The following is an 18,817-nucleotide window of genomic DNA, read 5'->3' on the forward strand; positions in this document are numbered from 1 at the left end:
GGGCCGGCGCGGCCTCAGAGGGACGGCTGGCGCGAGCGCATGATCGCCGCGTTCAACTCCCCGCCGAACACGAACAGGAGGGCGACCCAGTAGAGGTACACGAGCGCGATCATCGCCGAGGCGAGCCCGGCGTACATCGAGATGTAGTTGCGCAGGTACTCGGTCAGATACGCCCCGAACGCCTCGCCGAACGCGATGCTGGTCACGAACGTCAGCAGCACCCCCGGCAGCAGGTCGATGAATCTCGGCCGGTGGGCGGGCAGGATCCGGTGAGCCAGGAACAGCGACACCGCCAGCATGAAGGCGGCGACGCCGAGGCGCGCGAAATTCAGCACGAAGCGCGCCGTCGCGAGCGAGGGCATGAATTCGGTGAGCGCATCGAGGATCAGCGGCCCGAGCACGACCAGGAAGGCGAGCGCGAGCAGCGCCAGCGAGCCGACGAGAACGAGCCCGAGCGACTGCAGTCTCAGCAGCCACCAGGGCCGGCGCTCGATCAGGCCGTAGGCGCGGTTCAGGCCGACTCGCAGCGCCTCGATGGCGCTCGAGGCGAACCAGAACGACAGCACCGCGCCCAGCGTGAGCAGGCCGCCGCGCGGCGCGGTCAGGACGTTCGACACCTCGTTGGCGATCGGCCGGGCGACGACGTCCGGCCACTCGGCGAACACCAGCTTCGCCGCCTCCTCGGCCAGTTCCGCCGAACCGAGGAACCCGGCCACCGCGCCCACGAAGATCAGGAAAGGAAACAGCGACATCAACAGGGTCAGGCCGATGTAGCTGGCGATCGCCCAACCGTCGTCGGAGAGGAACTTCTCCCCAGCGCTCCAAAGGATCGACGCCGTCCTGCTCACCACCTGTCCCCTCCGGCCGCCGGTCACGCCGCCTCCTGAAACACTTAGCCCGGACGGCGACTCGAACGCCACCCGCACGGCGCGGTTCCGTTCCCTTCACGACCAAAGAACGCATTGCAACACCGCGAGCGCAGACGCATGCTGCGCCGCAAAAGTCCGAAGCCCAGTCAAGGAGAAGCGCTCGTGACGCTCGACGATCTCGCCCGCCAGGCCCAGATGACAGCCGAAGGCCTGCTGGAGTGCGCCGTGATGGCCGTGCGCGAGCGGGTGAGCGCGCACGGGAAACTGAGCGCCGCGAAGATCGAGGCCGAACAGCACGCCGCGCACGGCATCGCCTGGCTCGCCACCTACGTCGAAGCGATCAAGGAGCTGGCCGCCTACGTGCGCCGGATGCACGAGGATGGCCGCCTCGGCCAGACCGAAGAGCTCCTCTGCCGCATCGGCCTCGGCGAATATCTCGCCCAGATCTTCGGCGGCATCCCGATGAACCAGGGCGAGATCGTTCGCCTCGCCGATTTCGGCCTCGCGGAGGCCGACATCGAGCCGTTCCGCGACGAGCCGGTGATCGATGCGCTGATCCGCTCCGGCAATACCCCGGACAATCGCGCGGCGCTCGCCGACCTCATCCGGCACGCGCCGGACGGGGCGATCGGCGATCCGGGCCTCGACGAAACCTTCGAGGCGATCCGCGGCGAGATGCGTCGCTTCGCCGACGCCGAGGTCGTCCCGAACGCGCAGGGCTGGCACCGCGCCAACGCCTACATCCCGCTCGACGTGATCGACGGGCTCGCCGCCATGGGCGTGTTCGGACTGACCATTCCCGAGGCCTACGGCGGCATGGGCCTGGGCAAGGTCGCCATGTGCGTCGTGTCCGAGGAGCTGTCGCGCGGTTACATCGGCGTCGGATCGCTCGGCACCCGGTCGGAGATCGCGGCCGAACTCATTCTGGTCGGCGGAACCGAGGCGCAGAAGGAAAAGTACCTGCCGGGGCTCGCGAGCGGCGCCATCCTGCCGACGGCGGTCTTCACCGAGCCCAACACCGGTTCGGACCTCGCGAGCCTCAGGACCCGCGCGACGCGCGAGGGCGACGCCTACGTGGTCAACGGGAACAAGACCTGGATCACCCACCCGGTGCGCGCCGACCTGATGACCCTGCTCGTGCGCACCAACCCGGACGAGAAGGGCTACAAGGGCCTCTCGATGCTGCTCGCCGAAAAGCCTCGCGGCAACGACGAAAACCCCTTCCCGGCCGAGGGCATGTCCGGCGGCGAGATCGAGGTGCTGGGCTATCGCGGCATGAAGGAATACGAGATCGCGTTCGACGGTTTTCGCGTTCCGGCCGACGCGCTTCTGGGCGGCGTCGAGGGCCAGGGCTTCAAGCAGCTGATGGAGACCTTCGAATCGGCCCGGATCCAGACGGCGGCGCGCGCGGTCGGGGTGGCGCAATGCGCCTTCGAGCTCGGCCTGCGCTACGCGCGGGAGCGCGTCCAGTTCGGCAAGACGCTGATCCACTTCCCGCGCGTCGCCGACAAGCTGGTGATGATGGCGGTCGAGATCCACATCGCCCGCCAGATCACCTATTTCGCCGGGCGGGCCAAGGACGCCGGCCGTCGCTGCGACCTCGAGGCCGGCATGGCGAAGCTGCTCGCGGCGCGCGTGGCCTGGGCGGCGGCCGACAATGCGCTGCAGATCCACGGCGGCAACGGCTTCGCGCTGGAATACCCGATCTCCCGCGTGCTCTGCGACGCGCGCATCCTCAACATTTTCGAGGGCGCGGCCGAAATCCAGGCGCAGGTGATCGCCCGACGTCTGCTCGAAGGCGGGAACTGAGATGGCGGCGGCCGCGACAAAGCGGCCGCCGCCAGCCCGGAAGCGAACGCGTCAGATCCGGACGAGAACGAAGAGGCTCACAGCTTTTCGAGCCGCACGTGGGCGACGCCCGCCTGCCTGAATCCCAGCGCGGCGGCGGCCGGGATCGATACGTCGATGACCCGGCCACGAATGAACGGCCCACGGTCGACGATCCTGACGACCGCCGTGCGGCCGTTGTCGAGGTTGGTCACTCGCACCTGCGTCCCGAACGGCAGGGTCCGATGCGCGGCGATGAGGCCGCTCTTGTGAGGATAACTATAGTAGGAGGCCATTCCGAATTCGGCGGCCGAAGCCGGGAAGGCTAATGAAGTGGCAATTGCGAAGATCGTTACGAGTTTCTGCATCCGCAAAACCTTTTTCCATTGATATGCTCGATCCCCCTGTAGGTTTTATACGGCGGAAAGATGGCGCTGTCCTGTGAACAGCAAGACAGTTCAACTCGGGCCGCGGCGGTCTCGCGCCCGCGTCGAGCGATCCACCGGCAAGCGGCGCCGACGTCCGGTCACTCACGCCGACGGCGGTTTTCCGCCATAATGCGCGCCTATTTCGCAGACGGTTCGAAGGAACGAAGGAAGCCGATGCTCGATTTGCCGACGCGCGGGAACAGAGCGAGCGGCGTCGTTTCGACGGCGGCCGGGTTCGCGTCGGCGCGTCCGGCGCAACGCGAACCGGACTCGCGGGCGCGTTTCGGCCTCGCCGGGCGGGTTCTCGTCGTCACCATCGGCTTTGCCTTGCTCGCGATGGGACTGTTCTACGTCGCCCGGCTGGCCTCCTATCGCGAGACCTGGTTGCACAACAAGATAACGGTTGCGCAGACCGCGCTGGAGGCGTTCGACGCGGTCGGCTCCCACGAGCTTTCTCCCGACATCGCCCGAAAAGTGCTGGAGAGCATCGGCTTGAAGGCGATCGTCGTGTCGACGCCTTCGGGGCGAAGGACAGTTTCCGCGTCGCCGCAGCCCGCAGCGGACATTTCGATTGATCCGACCCGCGAGGCGTTCCTCGACAGCGTCGGCGCCGCGTTCCGGACCCTCGCCGCCGGTCGGGGCCAGGTGGTCGCCGTCACCGAGGCGACGGCGGCCGACGGCGGCCGGATCGAGGTCACGCTGGATGAAACGCCGTTGGTCGCGGCGCTGTGGCGCGTCTCGAACACGTTCCTCAACATCGCGCTTCTGATCGCAACCGTGGTCGCCAGCGTCCTCTGGACGGCCCTGTGGATCATGGTTCTGCGGCCGATGCGGCGGTTGACGTCGAACATCATCGCCTTCGGCCAACGACCGCAGGACGTGTCGCGCATCATCGCGCCGAGCGGACGCGACGACGAGATCGGCCGCGCCGAGAAAGCGCTCGCGGCCATGCAGAAGACGCTCGCGCATGAACTCGCGCAACGCAAGCGCATGGCCGAGCTCGGGCTTGCGGTCGCCCGAATCAATCACGACTTGCGCAACATTCTCTCGGCCGCCCAGCTCATCTCCGACCGCCTCGCGACCATCCCCGACCCGCAGGCGCAGCGGCTGGCGCCGAGGCTCGTGGCGACGCTGGATCGCGCCATCCAGTTCTGCCAGACCACCCTGACCTACGGGGCCGGAAGCGAACAGCCTCCCGAACGCCGGCCGTTCGACCTGAACAAGATGGTGCAGGACGTCGCGGAGACGGCGCGCGACGAGCACGGCGAGGACATCGACTATCACGTCGACATCCCGCCGCGCTTCGAGGTCTACGCCGACCCGGATCATATCCTTCGCGTGCTCGAGAATTTGAGCCGCAACGCCGCCCAGGCGCTGCTCGAGAAGGGCGTTGCGGGCGGACGGCCGAAGTCGATCCGCTTCGCGGCGATCCGCACCGACGGCGAGGCGCTGATCGAGATCAGCGACACCGGCCCCGGCTTTCCGCCTGACCGTAAGGAGCGGATCTTCGAGCCGTTCCAGAAATCGACCAGCCAGGCGGGGACGGGCCTTGGCCTGTCGATCGCCGCGGACCTCGTCACCCGCAACGGCGGCTGCATCGACCTCGCGCCCGCCAAGGCCGACGACTTCTATTGCGGAGCGCGTTTTCTCATCAAGCTTCCAACCCCGGAACGCGCCGCCCTGACCAACGCCCGGCCCGGCGTCGAGGCTTAGCGAAGCCCTTTTCCCCCGGAACGTCATGCGCGCCGCGCGGCGCTTCCGCGCGACGCGCGGCTCCGCTATGAGTGCCCTGTCGCGGCGAGACCAGTGGGGTCCGATGCGCGCGGAGAGCGAAATCATGTCCATCGCCAGCGCCGCCGCCGCCCGGACGCGGGATATCGCCTTTCTGTCGTCCGGATCGCAGGAAGCCGAAGACGCCCGCGACGCCCTCGTCGCGCGGTACGGCAACGTCCAGCCCGAAGAGGCGGACGTCATCGTCGCCCTCGGCGGCGACGGCCTGATGCTGCAGACCCTGCACCGCACGATGAGGGCGCCCAAGCCGATCTACGGCATGAACCGCGGCTCGGTCGGCTTCCTGATGAACGAATATGCCGAGCACAACCTTCCCGAGCGGCTCGCGGCGGCGCTGCCGTCGATCATTCATCCCCTCTTCATGCGGGCCGTCGACGTCAGGGGCGTCGAGACGACCGCGCGGGCGATCAACGAGGTCTCGCTTTTGCGCCAGACCTATCAGGCGGCCAAGCTCAGCATCGAAGTCGATTCGGCGACGCGGCTCAGCGAGCTCATCGCCGACGGCATTCTGGTGGCGACGCCGGCCGGATCGACCGCCTACAACCTGTCGGCCAACGGGCCGATCCTGCCGCTCGCCGCGCCCCTGATGGCCCTGACGCCGCTGTCGCCCTTCCGACCGCGGCGCTGGCGCGGGGCCCTGCTGCCGGACGCCGCGCGCGTCGTGATCGAGGTCCTCGAAGCCGACAAGCGCCCGGTCGCCGCAGCGGCCGACCATTACGAGATCCGTCGGGTGACCCGGGTCGAAGTGTCGATGGACCGGGCGACGTCGCTCATCATCATGCACGACCCGGGCCACTCGCTCGACGAGCGCATCTTGCGCGAGCAGTTCCGCTACTAGAGTATCTCCCAAGATCGACCCGGAAGGACGCCGTCATCGCGAGCGAAGCGAGGCGATCCAGGGGCCGCTGGCGCCGCCTCTCAATCGTCCCGCCGGCCCTCGGGATTCGTCGCGAGCAGAAGACGGAGCAATGCTTACCGGAGGGAGCAAGCGGCGGCGCGGATTGCTTCGTCGCTTTGCTCCTCGCAATGACGGGGTTGGGAGCATCCATGGTCAAGTCAGCGCGCGTTCTGGGCGAACAGGTTCTGTCGCGCGGCCGCTTCGATCTCACCCGAACCGACATCGAGGTGGTCGAGGACGACGGCGAAACGCGGCGGCTGTCGCACGAGGTCTATCGCCACGGCCTCGCCGCCGCGGCGCTCCTCTACGATCCCGACCGCGCGGTCGTGACGCTGGTCAGGCAGTTCCGCGGCGGGGCGTACCTGTGCGACGGGACGCTCGCGACGATCGAGGCCTGCGCCGGCATGCTCGACGGAGACCAGCCCGCGGATTGCGTCGTCCGCGAAGCGCTCGAGGAGACCGGCCTCGCCATCGACGCCCCGCGGCACGCCTTCGACGCCTTCATGAGCCCAGGCGGCATGACCGAGAAGATCGCCTGCTTCGTCGCCCGCTACGACGCGTCGAGCAGGGTCGGCGCCGGCGGCGGCGTCGACGACGACGAGCACATCGTGGTTCTGGAGCTGCCGTTCGCCGAGGCGCTCGCAATGATCGGACGCGGTGAGATCGCTGACGCCAAGACGATCGCGCTGCTCTACTACGCCCGGGCGACCGGCTTGATGGACTGAGGGTCGCCGCCACAGGCGAGCCGGAGGCGAGGGCGCGCCGCCGGAGGTCGGCGGCGCTTCCGCTTGCGGATAGCCCCGTTCCGCCTGCAGGCGTCGGCGCGCGCATCCTTTGCGAAATCCGAGGCGCGCACGCCGCACAAGATTCCGATGCGAGTCCCGTCACGGGACTTTCAAGCGGGTATGGAAATGGTCTTTATAGGCCGCGAATCGTGACCGGTGGCCGGGACGTGTCTTTCGCGGCGGCGGCCAAATATGGAAGGAACCGCGATGGCGCTGTTTGACGCCCTGATCGACGACGTGGGACATCGCTTCGGACTCGGCGCGAAGGCCGAGCCGCTGGTGCGGGAGGCCCTGGCCCTGATTCTCGGGGCGGAGGGCGGGATCGGCGGCTTTGTCGGCGCGTTCAAGCGCGCCGGCCTCGGCCCGCTCGCCGCATCCTGGCTCGGACGGCCGGACGCAGCGCCGCTCGCGGCCGGCGACGCGGCGAAGGCGCTCGGCGCATTTCCGCTCGACGGCGTCGCCCACCGGCTCGACATCGCCCTGCCGGCCGTTTCCGGCGCCCTCGCCTATGCGCTGCCGAAGCTCGTCGGCCTGCTGACGCCGGGCGGCGCCATACCGGCCGCCCTTCCGGCCGAAGCGACGAACTTCCTCGCGCCGCAAGCCCCCCACGCCGCCTCCGGCGACGACCACGGCCACGGCGACGCCGTCAAGCGCATCCGCGCCGGCGCGACCGCGCCGGTCTGGCTCTGGCCGCTCGTCGGCGCCGGAGCGATCGTCGGCCTCGGCTGGGGCGTCTGGCCGATCCTGGTCCCGAACCCGCCGCTGACGGCGGCGCCGCGGTCGGCCGCGCCCGCGACGGCCGCCGCTCCGACGGCCGCCGCTCCGGCGGTCGCATCCGCTGCGGCGCCGACTGCGCCGGGCGCGACCGCTGCGGCGCCCTCGCCGGCCGCTGCGTCCGCCGCAGCTCCGGCGGCGACGACCGCCGCCGCGCCCGCTCCGACTGCGGCGCCCGCAGCGACTGCGGCTCCGACTGCTGCCGACGCGACCGCCGCGGCGTCCGCTTCGGCGCCGGCGCCCGCCGCCGCTGCGGCTCCGGCCGCGGCGGCTTTGGCCACGGCGGCTCCGGCCACAACGGCTCCGGCCATGACGACCGCTGCGCCGGTTGCGGCTCCCGTCGCAAGCCCGGCGGCGACGACCGCCGCGTCTCTGGCGCCGGCGCCCGCCCCGGCGACTGCCGAGGCCGCGGCGGTTGCGCCGGCCGCGACCGCCGCGGCGCCCGCTCCGGCTGCGGCGCCCGCCGCTGCTCCGGCTCCGGCCGCTGCGCCCGCTTCCGCTGCCGCCACGACGACGGCTGCGCCGGTTGCGGCGCCCGCCGCCGCTGCGACTCCGGCCGCTGCGCCCGCCGCTGCTCCGGCTCCGGCCGCTGCGCCCGCCGCCGCTGCCGCCACGACGACGGCTGCGCCGGTTGCGGCGCCCGCCGCCGCTCCGGCGCCCGCGCCCGGGACGCCTGCGACGCTCACGATCGACGACGAGAAGGGCCTGGGCGTGGCCCAGGTGTCCGGGGCGGTGCGCGACGAACAGACCCGCGCCTCGATCCGCGACGCGCTGACAGCGACGTTCGGGGCCGAAAACTTCAAGGGCGACGTTGCGGTCGACCCGGGCCGCGCTTCGGCGCCGTGGCTCGCAAAACTGGGCGACGCGCTCAAGGCGGTCCGCGTCCCGGGCCTCAAGGCGGCCTTCGACGGCGCCTCGATCCAGCTCGAGGGGGCGATCCCCTCGATGGGACGCCAGCAGGTCGCAGCCCTGCTCGGGTCGATCTATGGCGACGCCGTCACGGTCGCGGGCCCCGGCGCGAAGCCGGCTCCGGCCGCCGCGTCGCCCGCGACGCCGTCGATCGAGGAGCGCGCCGCCGCGGCCAACGCCAAGGCGGAAGCTGCGCTCGGCGCGCTCACCTCCGGCTCCGGCGCCAAGGAGGTCGCGTCGGCGCTCAACCTATCGGTGATCAATTTCGCCTCCTCCAGCGCGGAGACGCCGGAATCGGTGACGGCGCTGCTGAACGACGCCGCACGATTGTTCAAGACGCTGCCGGAGGGGACGGAGATCGAGATCGCCGGCTACACCGACAACACCGGCGACCCCGACGCCAACCTCGTCCTGTCGCGCCAGCGCGCCGAGTCGGTGCGCGCCGCGCTGGTCAAGGCCGGCGCGCCGGAAGCCATGCTGACCGCGAAGGGCTACGGGGCGGCCGATCCGGTCGACAGCAACGACACGGAGGAAGGCCGGTTCCACAACCGCCGCATCGAGTACCACGTCCTCACGGCGCCGTAATTCTGCAAGGCCGGGGGCGGCGAGACGCCGCCGCTCCCGATTAGGAGAAGAACCCTCCGCGCGCGCCGGCGACCGCGCCGAGAATCGTGATCGCCGCCGCCGTCAGCAGGACGAGGTGGACGCGGTGGAGCCTGCGCAGCACGCCGGCCGGATCGCGCGCCGCCTCGGCTTCGAGAAAGCGATGCGCCGCGGGTTCGATTCCGAACACCAAGATCATGAAGATCGCCCAGACCAGCGCCATCGCGTCCATCCACCAGAACGACGGGTCGGCGAAGCGGGACCACAGGTCCAGCCGCCAGATCATCCACAGTCCGGTGAGGCCCGCGAGCGGAATCGACCACCGCACCTGGGCGGCGAAGCGGTTCTCGATCGATTCGAACAGCGCCCAGCCCTGCTGCGCGGACGCAGCGGCCCGCGCTAGCGGCAGGGCGACGAGCGTCACCATGCCGACCCCGCCGATCCAGTGAACCACGGCCAGCACGTGCAGGGCGCGCGCGACTTCGACGTCGTCGATCATGGGAATCCTTGTCCAGTGGCGAATAGCGAGCCGGGGTCCGCCACGCCCCACTCGCCATTCGCTATTCGCCCGCGGGCGCGGCCCGCCTCGCCGCCTCCAGCGTATTCGCCATCAGCATGGCGACGGTCATGCGGCCGACGCCGCCGGGAACCGGCGTGATCGCGCCGGCGACCTCCGCGGCCTCGGCATAGGCGACGTCGCCGACGAGGCGGGTCTTCGGCTTGCCCGAAGCGTCGAGCCCCTCGCCCGCCACGCGGTTGATGCCGACGTCGATCACGATCGCGCCCGGCTTGACCCAGTCGCCGCGCACCATCTCCGGCTGGCCGACTGCGGCGACGAGCACGTCGGCGCGGCGGGCGACGGCGGCGAGGTCTCGGGTGCGCGAATGGGCGATCGTGACCGTGCAGTGGCGCTGGAGCAGCAATTGCGCCATCGGCTTGCCGACGATGTTGGAGCGCCCGATCACCACCGCCTCGGCGCCGGCGAGCGTCCGCCCGAGCGCGGCGCAGGCCTTGTCGAGCATGATCATCGATCCCGCCGGGGTGCAGGGGACGATCGCGCGATCCATCTCGCCCACCGACAGCAGGCCGACGTTGACCGGATGGAAGCCGTCGACGTCCTTGCGGGGGTCGATCAGCTCCAGCACGCGCGCGGCGTTCATCGTCTTGGGCAGCGGAAGCTGGACGAGGATGCCGTGAATCGTCGGATCGGCGTTGAGGGATTCGACGAGCGCAAGGAGGTCCAGTTCGTCCGTCGTCGTGGGCAGCGTGTGCTGCACGGAGTGGAAGCCGCAGGCCCTGGCCGCTTTGCCCTTGGACGCGACGTAGGACTGGCTCGCCGGATCCTCCCCGACCAGCACCGTGGCGAGGCCGGGCGTCACCCCGCGCGCGCGAAGCGCCGCGGTTTCCCGCGCCACCCGCCCGAGCGTTTCCTCCGCGATCGCCTTGCCGTCGAGCAGGTAAGCCTTGGTCATCCCGATTCTCGCATGCTTTCGCGCGCTTATAGCAAACGCCCGGCGCGGAGGGCGAGGCCTCGCGACGGGAGGGACGGCGCAACGGAGTCGCAGGCCGCGAGATCGTGCGATCGCGCCTACAGGGACGGCGCCGCCCGGAAGACGAAGCGCGCCTCGTGGCGGGCGCGCTCGCCGGGCTGCAAGGTCAGCATCGACGGCTTTTCAAAGAGGTCGCCGGCGAAGCCTTCGGGATCGCTGTAACCCGTCCAGGCCTCGAGGCACAGGAACGGCGCGCCGGGGCGGGTCCAGAGCGCGGCGTGGCGGAAACCCGGAAAGTCCATCGCGATCGAAGCCCCCGAGGCGTCGTGGAAAGCGAGGCTCCGGCTCGTGCAGTCGAGGAAGCAGACCGCGTCGTTGGCGAATAGCGCGTCGGACAGCGGAAGGTCGCGGCCGTTCAGCGCAACCCGCTTGACGCCGCGCCCGATCAGGCCGCCGGGCGCGATCGCCGGGACCGTGTCGCGTTCCGGCTGCTCGAAGCGCACGAACGCGCCGTCGCGCCCGGCGCCCGCGAGCGGCCAGCGGAAGCCCGGATGAAGGCCGCAGGCGTAGGGCGCGACCGCGTCGCCGGGATTGGCGACCTCGATCGCGACCGCGAGGGCGTCGTCGCCGAGCCGGTATTCCATCGCGAGCGCGAAGGCGAAGGGATAGACCGCGCGAGTCCGTTCGCTGTCGGCCAGCGTCAGCCGGACGAAATCCGGGCCGGACGCGGCGACGGCGAACGTTTCGAAGCGGGCGAAGCCGTGCAGGCCGAGGGCGTATGGCTTCCCGCCGACGCGGGCGCCGTCGCGCGTCCAGCCGACCACCGGATAAAGGATCGGGCTGATTTCATTCCAGATCGCGGCATCGCCCGGCCACAAGAGGTCACGGCCGCCGACCGACCACGCCCGCGCCTCGGCGCCTTCGAGCGCGACGGTCGCGCGCGCGCTGCCGTGGACCAGTTCGACCGCGCTCACAGCACGATCCCCTCGATCTCCACCGCGGCGATCAGCGCCTCCTTGACGCCGGGGGCGCAGGCGATCAGCGGATTGCCCTTGGCGAGCCCATCGCCGGCGAGGAAATTGCTGACGTAGCCGCCGGCTTCCTGCACGAGCAGGATGGCGGCGAGGCAGTCCCAGGCGTTGATGTGGTGCTCGACGTAGCCGTCGCGGCGGCCGGCGGCGACATAGGTTATGCCGAGGGCGCCCGAGCCGGTGCGGAAGGGCGAAGCGCCCCAGAGCGACACGCGGCGCAGGAGATCGAGGTATTTCGCCACGCCCGCGCGCATGTTCCAGCCGACCTCGATGGTCGAGTTGGCGAGCGCGGTCGCGTCGGAGGCGCGAATAGGCGCGCCGTTGAGAAAGGCGCCGCCGCCGCGCCGCGCGGCGAACAATTCCTCGCGCATCGGATCGTAGATCACGCCGATTTCGACCGCGTTGTCGAGGACGCAGGCGATCGAGACGCAGAAGTGCGGCACGCCGCGGGCGAAATTCGCGGTGCCGTCGATCGGGTCGACCACCCACACCGCGCCGCCGTCGCGCACCGGACGCCCGGCCGTCTCCTCGCCGATGAAGCCGTCGCGCGGAAAGGCGCCGTGCAGGCGGGCCGCGATCAGGTCCTCGGTCTCGCCGTCGACCTCGGTCAGGTAGTCCTGCGGCCCCTTGAAGCCGACATGGAACGAGGAATCGAGGAAGCGCTTGCGCGCGAGCGCTCCAGCCTCGCGCGCCACGGCCTGGGCGCCAAGCCAGCGCAACTGCATCACATCGGCGTCTTGCATCGAAATCCCCTCAAAAGTGGCTGTAGGCGCCGCGGGCGAAGGCGAGCGCGCTCCCGTCCGGGCCGACGAAGGTCGGCGGCGCGTGGCCCTCGGCCGCCTCGCCGAAGCAGACCAGCGGCACGCGCGCCGCGGCCGCCGCCGCTTCGAACGCCGCCGCCGCCGCGGGCGGAACCGCGGCGAGGATCTCGTAGTCGTCGCCGCCGGTCAGCGCGACGGTAAAGAGATCGGAATTGGCGCAGATCGCCGCGCGCGCGGCGCGCGACAGCGGCAGGCGGTAGACCGCGACGCGGGCGGTGACGCCGGAGACGGCGAGCATCTTGGTCAGATCGCCGACGAAGCCGTCGGAGACGTCCATGCCGCCGTTGGCGTGCGCCGCCATCGCCGACGCCAGCGCCAAGCGCGGCTGCGGCTCGAGATAGCGCCCGACCAGGAAATCGAGCTCCGTGCGGGGGATGTCCGGCCCCCGGCCCTCGCGAATCAGGAGGCCGATTGCCGCGTCGCCGATCGTGCCGGTGACATAGAGCCGGTCGCCGGACTTGACGCCGGTGCGCGCCGCCATCCGTCCCGACGGCACGGCGCCGAAGGCGGTGATCGAGAGCGTCAGCGGCCCCGTCGTCCTGACCGTGTCGCCGCCGAGCAGCGGACAGCCGTACGCGGCGCCGTCGACCCCGAGCGCGGACGCGAAGGCCTCGAGCCACGGCTCCGTCCAGTCCGGCGGCAGGGCGAGCGACAGCAGGAACCCGAGCGGCGCCGCCCCCTTGGCGGCGAGATCGGAGAGGTTCACCCTGAGCGCCTTGCGCGCGATCGAGGACGGCGGATCGTCGGCGAAGAAGTGGACGCCCGCCACCAGCGCATCGCTGGTCAGCACCAGATCGCAGCCCGGCGGCGGCGTCAGCAGCGCCGCATCGTCGCGCAGGCCCAGTCCCGCCGCGCCGGCATGGGGCGAGAAATAGCGTGCGATCAGCGCGTCTTCGCCTGGACGGGAGGACATGAAGCGGTGGAACCCCGGGCTACGGTCGGCGCCGGACGAGCCGGCCGGCTCTCTTAGCGCTTTCGTGAACCGCTGTCTGCCGCAAGCGCCTCGCCTGCCGGCAGAGCTCATGACGATTCTGCGACAGCGCCCGCGCCGAAGACGGCGCGAGCCCGGACCTGTCGCGCCGCGCGGCTACTTCGCCGAAGCGGGCGCCAGGGCGACGACGGCTTCCGTGGTCAGCGGCAGGAACGTCAGCGTCTCCTGAAGGTAGAGGCGCACCGCGCTGTCGCTGTGGCTCAGGTAGCCGATCGAGATGTCCTGGCCGATGTGCAGGGCGAAATCGCCGCCGCGGGTGGTGAGCACGAAGGCGCCGTCGATCGCCGGCGCCCAGACGATCTCGGCCTTGACGAGTTCCTTGACGTGATCGAGCACCGGATAGCCGTTGTCGTTGGTCTCGGCGAGGGCGGTATAGGCCGCGGCGCCGAGCACGATCGCGTAAGGCCCATTGACGCCGGCGAGGCGAAGCTGGTTCATGGCTTGGGCGATCGCGACCGGATACTCGCGCACGTCGGCCGGGAGCGTGAGGACCGGGTTGCTGGTCGCCTGCCGGACGCCGACGACGTCCCCCGCCGCATAGCCTTCGAAGATGGCGCGGTCCTCGGCGAAGGCGATCGTCTTGGCCGCGTCCTTCACCGGCTGCCAGTCCGAATCGTTCGCGCCCCGCTCGACGTCGTCGATCTGCTGGCGATCGAGTTCGAAGGGAACCCTCAACTCGACGAGGGCTTTCGCCTCGCGCTGGCGCGCCAGAACGCCTTGGCCCGGCGCATCGATCGCCTTCAGGTGGCCCGTGCCGACCGCCGAAAGGCCGGGCCCGGCGGGGCCGTTCACGTCGACCACGCGCCGGCCGGCGAGGTAGCGCTTCAGCGTGCGCGCCGCCTCCTCCTCGATGCTCGCCCAGGCCGCGTCGGAAATCGGCGCGAGCTCGCGGTGCAGATTATTCATGGCCCTTTTCTCCTTTGAGGGAGCCGATTCCGAGCGAACCGTCAGAGGCCGGGAACGGCGGCGTTTCGCTCGCCCGCGCCGCAACGGGCGTCGCACCCGCCGGGCCATCGGGAGTCACGGAATCGAGGAACGTCAGGGACGGCGCGAAGAACAGGGTTCCCGTAACTGCACGGCTGAAGTCGAGCAGCCGATCGTAGTTGCCGGGCGGCCGCCCGACGAACATGTTCTCGATCATCTGCTCGGTCACCCGCGGGGTGCGGCAATAGCCGATGAAGTAGGTGCCGTATTCGCCTGCGCCGGCCTGGCCGAAGGGCATGTTGGCGCGCAGGATCTGAAGTTCCCGCCCGTTCTCGGCGATCACGTTCAGCGCATTGTGCGCGCAGGTCGGCTTGACCGCATCGTCGAGCTCGATGTCGGCGAGCTTGGTGCGGCCGATGATGCGCTCCTGCGCCTCCGTGGCGAGCGCGTTCCAGGCGGCGAGGTCGTGCAGGTACTTCTGCACGATCACATAGCTGCCGCCGGCGAAGGCCGCGTCCTCGGCGCCGACGAGCGCGGCTTCCGCCATCTCGGCGCCGCGCGGATTTTCCGTGCCGTCGACGAAGCCCAGAAGATCGCGGTCCTCGAAGTAGCGGAAGCCGTGAACCTCGTCGACCGCGGCGACCGAATCGCCGAGCCGGGCCATGATCTGCGTCGCCATCTCGAAGCAGAGGTCCATCCGGCTCGCACGGATATGAAACAGGAGGTCGCCGGGCGTGGAGACAGCCTGGCGCGCGCCGGCGCGAAACTCGCGGAACGGGTGAAGCTCGGCGGGCCGGGGGGCGCCGAACAGCCGGTCCCAGGCGTCGGACCCGATCGCCATCACCGAGCAGAACCCGGCTTCGACGTCGCGAAACTCGATGGCGCGAGCGAGCCCGGAAAAGTCGGCGCAGAACGACCGCACGGCGGCGGCGCTCTCCGGACCCGGATCGATGGTCGCCACCAGAAAGATCGCGGCGCGGGTGAGCGGCGTCGTCACCGGCTGCGCGACAGCCGCGGCGTCAGTCCCGGAAGCTGCAGAAATCATCGCCCCTCCTGAGGATCGCAGGCATGTCGCAAGATTCCTTTCGGGGCAACCGATTTCTTCGCCTCGACGCGACGGTCGGCGCCCGATCCGGCCAGTCGCTCCGAAGGCCGGCGGGTGACAACCGGGACGCTCTGTGCTCCTTATGCCCGCCCGACGCCGGGGCGGGACGCAGCCCCTCCCGGAAGGGCGGCGCGACAGGAAAAGTGGGGGCGAGCATGCGCAAATACCCAGACGACATCTTCACCGAGCCGGACAACGTCGATCCCGATACGCTCGCCAACCTCGGACCGCTGCGCCCGCTCGCGGGGGTGTGGACCTCGAACGCGGGCGTGGACATCCATCTCGCCGGCCATGGCGCGAACACCCAGGCCTTCGTCGAGCGCCTCGAGCTCCAGCCGATCGACCCGCAGACCAACGGGCCCCAGCTTCTCTACGGGCTGCGCTATCATCAGCGCATGGTGAAGCCCGGCGAGGTCGAGACCTATCACGACCAGATCGGCTACTGGCTGTGGGAGCCCGCGACCGGCGCGATTGTCCAGACCCTCGCCATTCCGCGCGCCCAGGTGGCGCTGGCGATCGGCGAGGCGAAGCCCGACGACACGGAATTCGAACTCGTCGCCAAACGCGGCGAGACCGTGAACGGCATCGCCTCGGGGCCGTTCCTGGAGCACGCGTTCAAGACGATCCACTACCGCATCAAGGTGACCGTTCATGCCGACGGCCGCTGGTCGTACGACGAGACGACGCTGCTTCAGGTGAAGGGCCGGGCCGAGCCGTTCGAGCACACGGACACGGCGACGCTGGTCAAGATCGCCGAACCGACGCCCAACCCCGCGGCGCGGAAAGCCGCGTCGGCGTAACGGGCGGCGACGCAGCTGACGCGGTCGGCGACCGCGTCAGCAGGGGCGTCACAGACTGCCGGCCGACGCCAGCGTCGCGGCGACCAGAAGGACGAAGGCGAGCGTCGAGGCGAGCGCCCGGCAGACGTGGGACAATTCCCAACGCTCGCGGAGCGCGATCCGCTCGTTGCGATCGGCCTCCGCCGGCGCGGGACGCGCGTCTCCGGCGAGCAAGAGCCCGTTTACTGGGGCGATCAGCACCCAGTAGAGGAGGTGGGACAGCGCCTCGGCCGCGAGCGCCAGCGCGATCAACCAGAACGGCCAGGTTTCGCGCGCGACCGAGGCGAGGAGCACGCCGAGCGCCAGGATCGCCAGCGGCTCGGCGACGCCGGCGATGGTGAAACCCGGATAGTACAGCCCGCCGATCGCCACGTAGCGGTCTGCCGAAAAACTCGCATCGCCCGGAACCTCGAAGGCGCCGGCGAGCGGCGACACGATCGTCACCGAGGCCAAAACCAGCGCCGCAGCCATCATGATCAGGTTCATCGTCGGCCGCCTCCGGGACGAGAGGCGCGCCGCGCCTGCCTCGCCCCGTCCGGAAACGTCGAGCCTCGGCCAAGGTTCCCGGGCGAACAGGCTCAGCGCGCCATCTCGACGAGCGCCTTGCGCAGAGGATCGGACGAGACCCGGATGACGCCCGAGAAGGAGGAATCGAATTCCAGGATCATCACGATCCCGCCCGATATCGCCAGCGCGCACAGCAGCATGGCGGCGACGACGGTCGCGTTCGGCGGCGCGAACAGACCGAAGCTGGCGAACACCAGGACGAGCCAGAAGATCAGCAGGACGAGGAACGGCGCCGGGATGCTGCTTTGCTGCTGAAACAGCTTCCAACGCGCGTCGAACACCTGGTCGGTGAGCGTCAAGGCATGCGAGCGCGCAAACTCCTGCTGCGGAGTCCGGGCCGCCAGCGCGATGACCGCGTCCTGCGCCGCCTCGATCAGGGCGAGCGTGTCGTCGTTGGAGACCGGCGGCTCGCCAGACTGCGGAAACAGCTCCTGCGCCTTGGCCGTGGCGTAGGCTCGCAGTTTCACGCGCGCGCCGTTCGCCTCCGGCCCGTAGCGGATCAGGATCCGGTCGGCCCGGATCAGACTGGACGACAATTCCGTCAAGGCGTCCGAGCGGTCGGAGAACGACCGGCTCGCGGTCGAGATCAGGAGGCCGATCACCAGGGCGGCCAGCGTGCCGACGACCGCCACCGCCACCGACACCGCATCGCGGGTGTTCGAACTGAGGTGGTCCTCCGGCAGCAGCCTCGCGGCGAGCAGTCCCGTTAGCGCGCCGCCGAAGATGACCGCGAAGGCGATCAAGCCGACAAACTCATTGCCCATCGATGCGACGTTCCCAACCCGGAGTGCGATGCTATCCCGGCGCCGGCGCCCGCGCCAACGCGGAGTTGCGCTTCCGCCTCCCCTTCCCTAAAGCGACGCCGACCCTTTCTTCCTGCTGAAGGACAGCCCGCGTGACCGACGCCTTCGAGCCCCGATCCGACTTCCTGCGGGCGATGCAGGCCCGCGGCTTCATCCACCAGGGCTCCGACCTTCAGGGTCTCGACGAGAAGGCGCGCTCGGGCGACCTCGTCGCCTACATCGGCTTCGACTGCACCGCGCCGTCGCTGCACGTCGGCTCGCTGGTGCAGATCATGATGCTGCACTGGCTGCAGGAGACCGGCGGCAAGCCGGTGGCGCTGATGGGCGGCGGCACGACCCGGGTGGGAGACCCGTCGGGCAAGGACGAGAGCCGGAAGCTCCTCACCGTCGAGGCGATCGAGGACAACAAGGCGGGCATCAAAAAGGCCTTCGCCCATTTCGTCCGCTTCGGCGACGGCCGCCACGACGCGATCATGCCCGACAACGCCGAGTGGCTGTCGAAGCTCAACTACATCGACTTTTTGCGCGACGTCGGCCGCCACTTCTCGGTCAACCGCATGCTGGCGATGGATTCGGTCAAACTCCGGCTCGAGCGCGAGCACGAGCTCAGCTTTCTCGAATTCAACTACATGTGCCTGCAGGCCTACGACTTCACCGAGCTCTACCGGCGCTACGGCGTGACCCTGCAGATGGGCGGGTCGGACCAGTGGGGCAACATCGTCACCGGGCTCGACCTCGGCCGGCGGATGGGGCTGCCGCAATTCTACGCCCTGACGTCGCCGCTGATCACCACGTCATCGGGCGCCAAGATGGGCAAGACGGCGGCGGGGGCGGTGTGGCTCGACCCCGGGATGCTGAGCCCGTACGACTACTGGCAGTTCTGGCGCAACACCGAGGACGCCGACGTCGGGCGGTTCCTCAGGCTGTTCACACTTCTGCCTCTGGACGACATCCGCCGGCTCGAGGCGCTCGCAGGCGCCGAGATCAACGAGGCGAAGAAGGCGCTCGCCAACGCTGCGACCACGCTGCTGCACGGGGCCGGCGCGGCAGAGGACGCGGCCGAGACGGCGCGCAAGACCTTTGAAGAGGGCGCGCTGGCGGACAGCCTGCCGACGGTGGACGTGGCCAGCGCCGAGTTCGACGCCGGCCTCGGGGTCCTCAACGCCTTCGTTCTCGCCAGGCTCGTCGCCTCGACGGGCGAAGCGCGCCGTCAAATCCGCGGCGGGGGCTTGAGGGTCAACGACGAGGCGCTCGGCGACGAGAAGGCGACAATCGGCCGCGACGCCTTGCAGGCGGGCGGCGTGGTGAAGCTGTCGCTGGGGCGGAAGAAGCACGTGCTGCTGAGAGCGGTGTAGGGCTGCG

The 18,817-nt window shown here is 70.1% G+C and carries 18 protein-coding genes; 7 read left to right on the plus strand and 11 right to left on the minus strand.

Annotated features, from left to right (window positions below):
- Window positions 1-14 precede the first annotated feature (14 nt).
- The gene (locus DFR50_RS13110) at window positions 15-848 is read right to left on the minus strand and encodes a YihY/virulence factor BrkB family protein (RefSeq protein ID WP_113889798.1); all 834 of its coding nucleotides are present in this window, start codon (window positions 846-848) and stop codon (window positions 15-17) included.
- 216 nt (window positions 849-1,064) lie between these two features.
- Between DFR50_RS13110 and DFR50_RS13115 the strand changes: the two genes are divergently transcribed.
- A complete protein-coding gene (locus DFR50_RS13115; protein ID WP_113889799.1) occupies window positions 1,065-2,678 on the plus strand; it encodes an acyl-CoA dehydrogenase family protein in 1,614 nt (537 codons plus the stop codon).
- A 77-nt stretch (window positions 2,679-2,755) separates the two neighbouring features.
- Here the strand turns inward: DFR50_RS13115 and DFR50_RS13120 are convergent, their stop codons facing one another.
- Window positions 2,756-2,992, minus strand: a complete 237-nt coding sequence (locus tag DFR50_RS13120; RefSeq protein ID WP_342634563.1) for a septal ring lytic transglycosylase RlpA family protein — start codon at window positions 2,990-2,992, stop codon at window positions 2,756-2,758.
- A 306-nt stretch (window positions 2,993-3,298) separates the two neighbouring features.
- Here DFR50_RS13120 and DFR50_RS13125 point away from each other — a divergent pair, with 306 nt between their 5' ends.
- From DFR50_RS13125 to DFR50_RS32100, 4 genes are all read left to right on the plus strand, one after another.
- On the plus strand, window positions 3,299-4,837 hold the full coding sequence (locus DFR50_RS13125) for a sensor histidine kinase (RefSeq protein ID WP_170153202.1): 1,539 nt from the start codon (window positions 3,299-3,301) through the stop codon (window positions 4,835-4,837).
- Between the two features lie 124 nt (window positions 4,838-4,961).
- The gene (locus tag DFR50_RS13130; protein ID WP_113889800.1) at window positions 4,962-5,753 is read left to right on the plus strand and encodes an NAD kinase; all 792 of its coding nucleotides are present in this window, start codon (window positions 4,962-4,964) and stop codon (window positions 5,751-5,753) included.
- A gap of 209 nt (window positions 5,754-5,962) precedes the next feature.
- Entirely contained in the window at window positions 5,963-6,538 is a 576-nt protein-coding gene (locus DFR50_RS13135; RefSeq protein ID WP_170153203.1) for an NUDIX domain-containing protein, read from the plus strand.
- 267 nt (window positions 6,539-6,805) lie between these two features.
- Window positions 6,806-8,866, plus strand: coding sequence for an OmpA family protein (locus DFR50_RS32100; RefSeq protein WP_170153204.1), 2,061 nt, complete (start codon window positions 6,806-6,808; stop codon window positions 8,864-8,866).
- A 40-nt stretch (window positions 8,867-8,906) separates the two neighbouring features.
- On the opposite strand, the gene DFR50_RS13160 is transcribed toward DFR50_RS32100, so the two are convergent.
- The 7 genes from DFR50_RS13160 to DFR50_RS13190 form a co-directional block, all read right to left on the minus strand.
- Window positions 8,907-9,383, minus strand: coding sequence for a hypothetical protein (locus DFR50_RS13160; RefSeq protein WP_245427721.1), 477 nt, complete (start codon window positions 9,381-9,383; stop codon window positions 8,907-8,909).
- Window positions 9,384-9,444: 61 nt separating this feature from the next.
- Complete coding sequence (locus tag DFR50_RS13165) at window positions 9,445-10,356, minus strand: bifunctional 5,10-methylenetetrahydrofolate dehydrogenase/5,10-methenyltetrahydrofolate cyclohydrolase (RefSeq protein WP_113889726.1); 912 nt, start codon at window positions 10,354-10,356, stop codon at window positions 9,445-9,447.
- Between the two features lie 116 nt (window positions 10,357-10,472).
- Window positions 10,473-11,348 (minus strand): aldose epimerase family protein, encoded by an 876-nt coding sequence (locus DFR50_RS13170; RefSeq protein ID WP_113889727.1) that lies wholly within the window; start codon window positions 11,346-11,348, stop codon window positions 10,473-10,475.
- On the minus strand, window positions 11,345-12,148 hold the full coding sequence (locus DFR50_RS13175) for an inositol monophosphatase family protein (RefSeq protein ID WP_113889728.1): 804 nt from the start codon (window positions 12,146-12,148) through the stop codon (window positions 11,345-11,347). Before DFR50_RS13175 ends, DFR50_RS13170 begins: the two co-directional genes overlap by 4 nt.
- Window positions 12,149-12,158: 10 nt before the next feature.
- The gene (gene thiL, locus DFR50_RS13180) at window positions 12,159-13,139 is read right to left on the minus strand and encodes a thiamine-phosphate kinase (RefSeq protein WP_113889729.1); all 981 of its coding nucleotides are present in this window, start codon (window positions 13,137-13,139) and stop codon (window positions 12,159-12,161) included.
- A gap of 174 nt (window positions 13,140-13,313) precedes the next feature.
- Entirely contained in the window at window positions 13,314-14,123 is an 810-nt protein-coding gene (locus DFR50_RS13185; protein WP_113889730.1) for a family 1 encapsulin nanocompartment shell protein, read from the minus strand.
- Window positions 14,116-15,186 carry a Dyp-type peroxidase gene (locus tag DFR50_RS13190; RefSeq protein WP_113889731.1) on the minus strand — a complete coding sequence of 357 codons (1,071 nt, stop codon included), beginning with the start codon at window positions 15,184-15,186 and terminating at the stop codon, window positions 14,116-14,118. Before DFR50_RS13190 ends, DFR50_RS13185 begins: the two co-directional genes overlap by 8 nt.
- Before the next feature lie 215 nt (window positions 15,187-15,401).
- On the opposite strand from DFR50_RS13190, the gene DFR50_RS13195 reads away from it, so the two are divergent.
- Complete coding sequence (locus DFR50_RS13195) at window positions 15,402-16,046, plus strand: FABP family protein (RefSeq protein WP_113889732.1); 645 nt, start codon at window positions 15,402-15,404, stop codon at window positions 16,044-16,046.
- A gap of 48 nt (window positions 16,047-16,094) precedes the next feature.
- On the opposite strand, the gene DFR50_RS13200 is transcribed toward DFR50_RS13195, so the two are convergent.
- Entirely contained in the window at window positions 16,095-16,571 is a 477-nt protein-coding gene (locus DFR50_RS13200; protein ID WP_113889733.1) for an anthrone oxygenase family protein, read from the minus strand.
- A gap of 92 nt (window positions 16,572-16,663) precedes the next feature.
- Window positions 16,664-17,416, minus strand: coding sequence for a bestrophin-like domain (locus DFR50_RS13205; RefSeq protein ID WP_113889734.1), 753 nt, complete (start codon window positions 17,414-17,416; stop codon window positions 16,664-16,666).
- 131 nt (window positions 17,417-17,547) lie between these two features.
- Between DFR50_RS13205 and tyrS the strand changes: the two genes are divergently transcribed.
- Window positions 17,548-18,810: a tyrosine--tRNA ligase gene (gene tyrS / locus DFR50_RS13210; protein ID WP_113889735.1), complete on the plus strand. Its 1,263-nt coding sequence runs from the start codon at window positions 17,548-17,550 to the stop codon at window positions 18,808-18,810.
- Window positions 18,811-18,817: the final 7 nt, after the last annotated feature.

The organism is Roseiarcus fermentans (assembly GCF_003315135.1).
In the GTDB taxonomy this organism is placed as follows: Bacteria; Pseudomonadota; Alphaproteobacteria; order Rhizobiales; family Beijerinckiaceae; genus Roseiarcus; species Roseiarcus fermentans.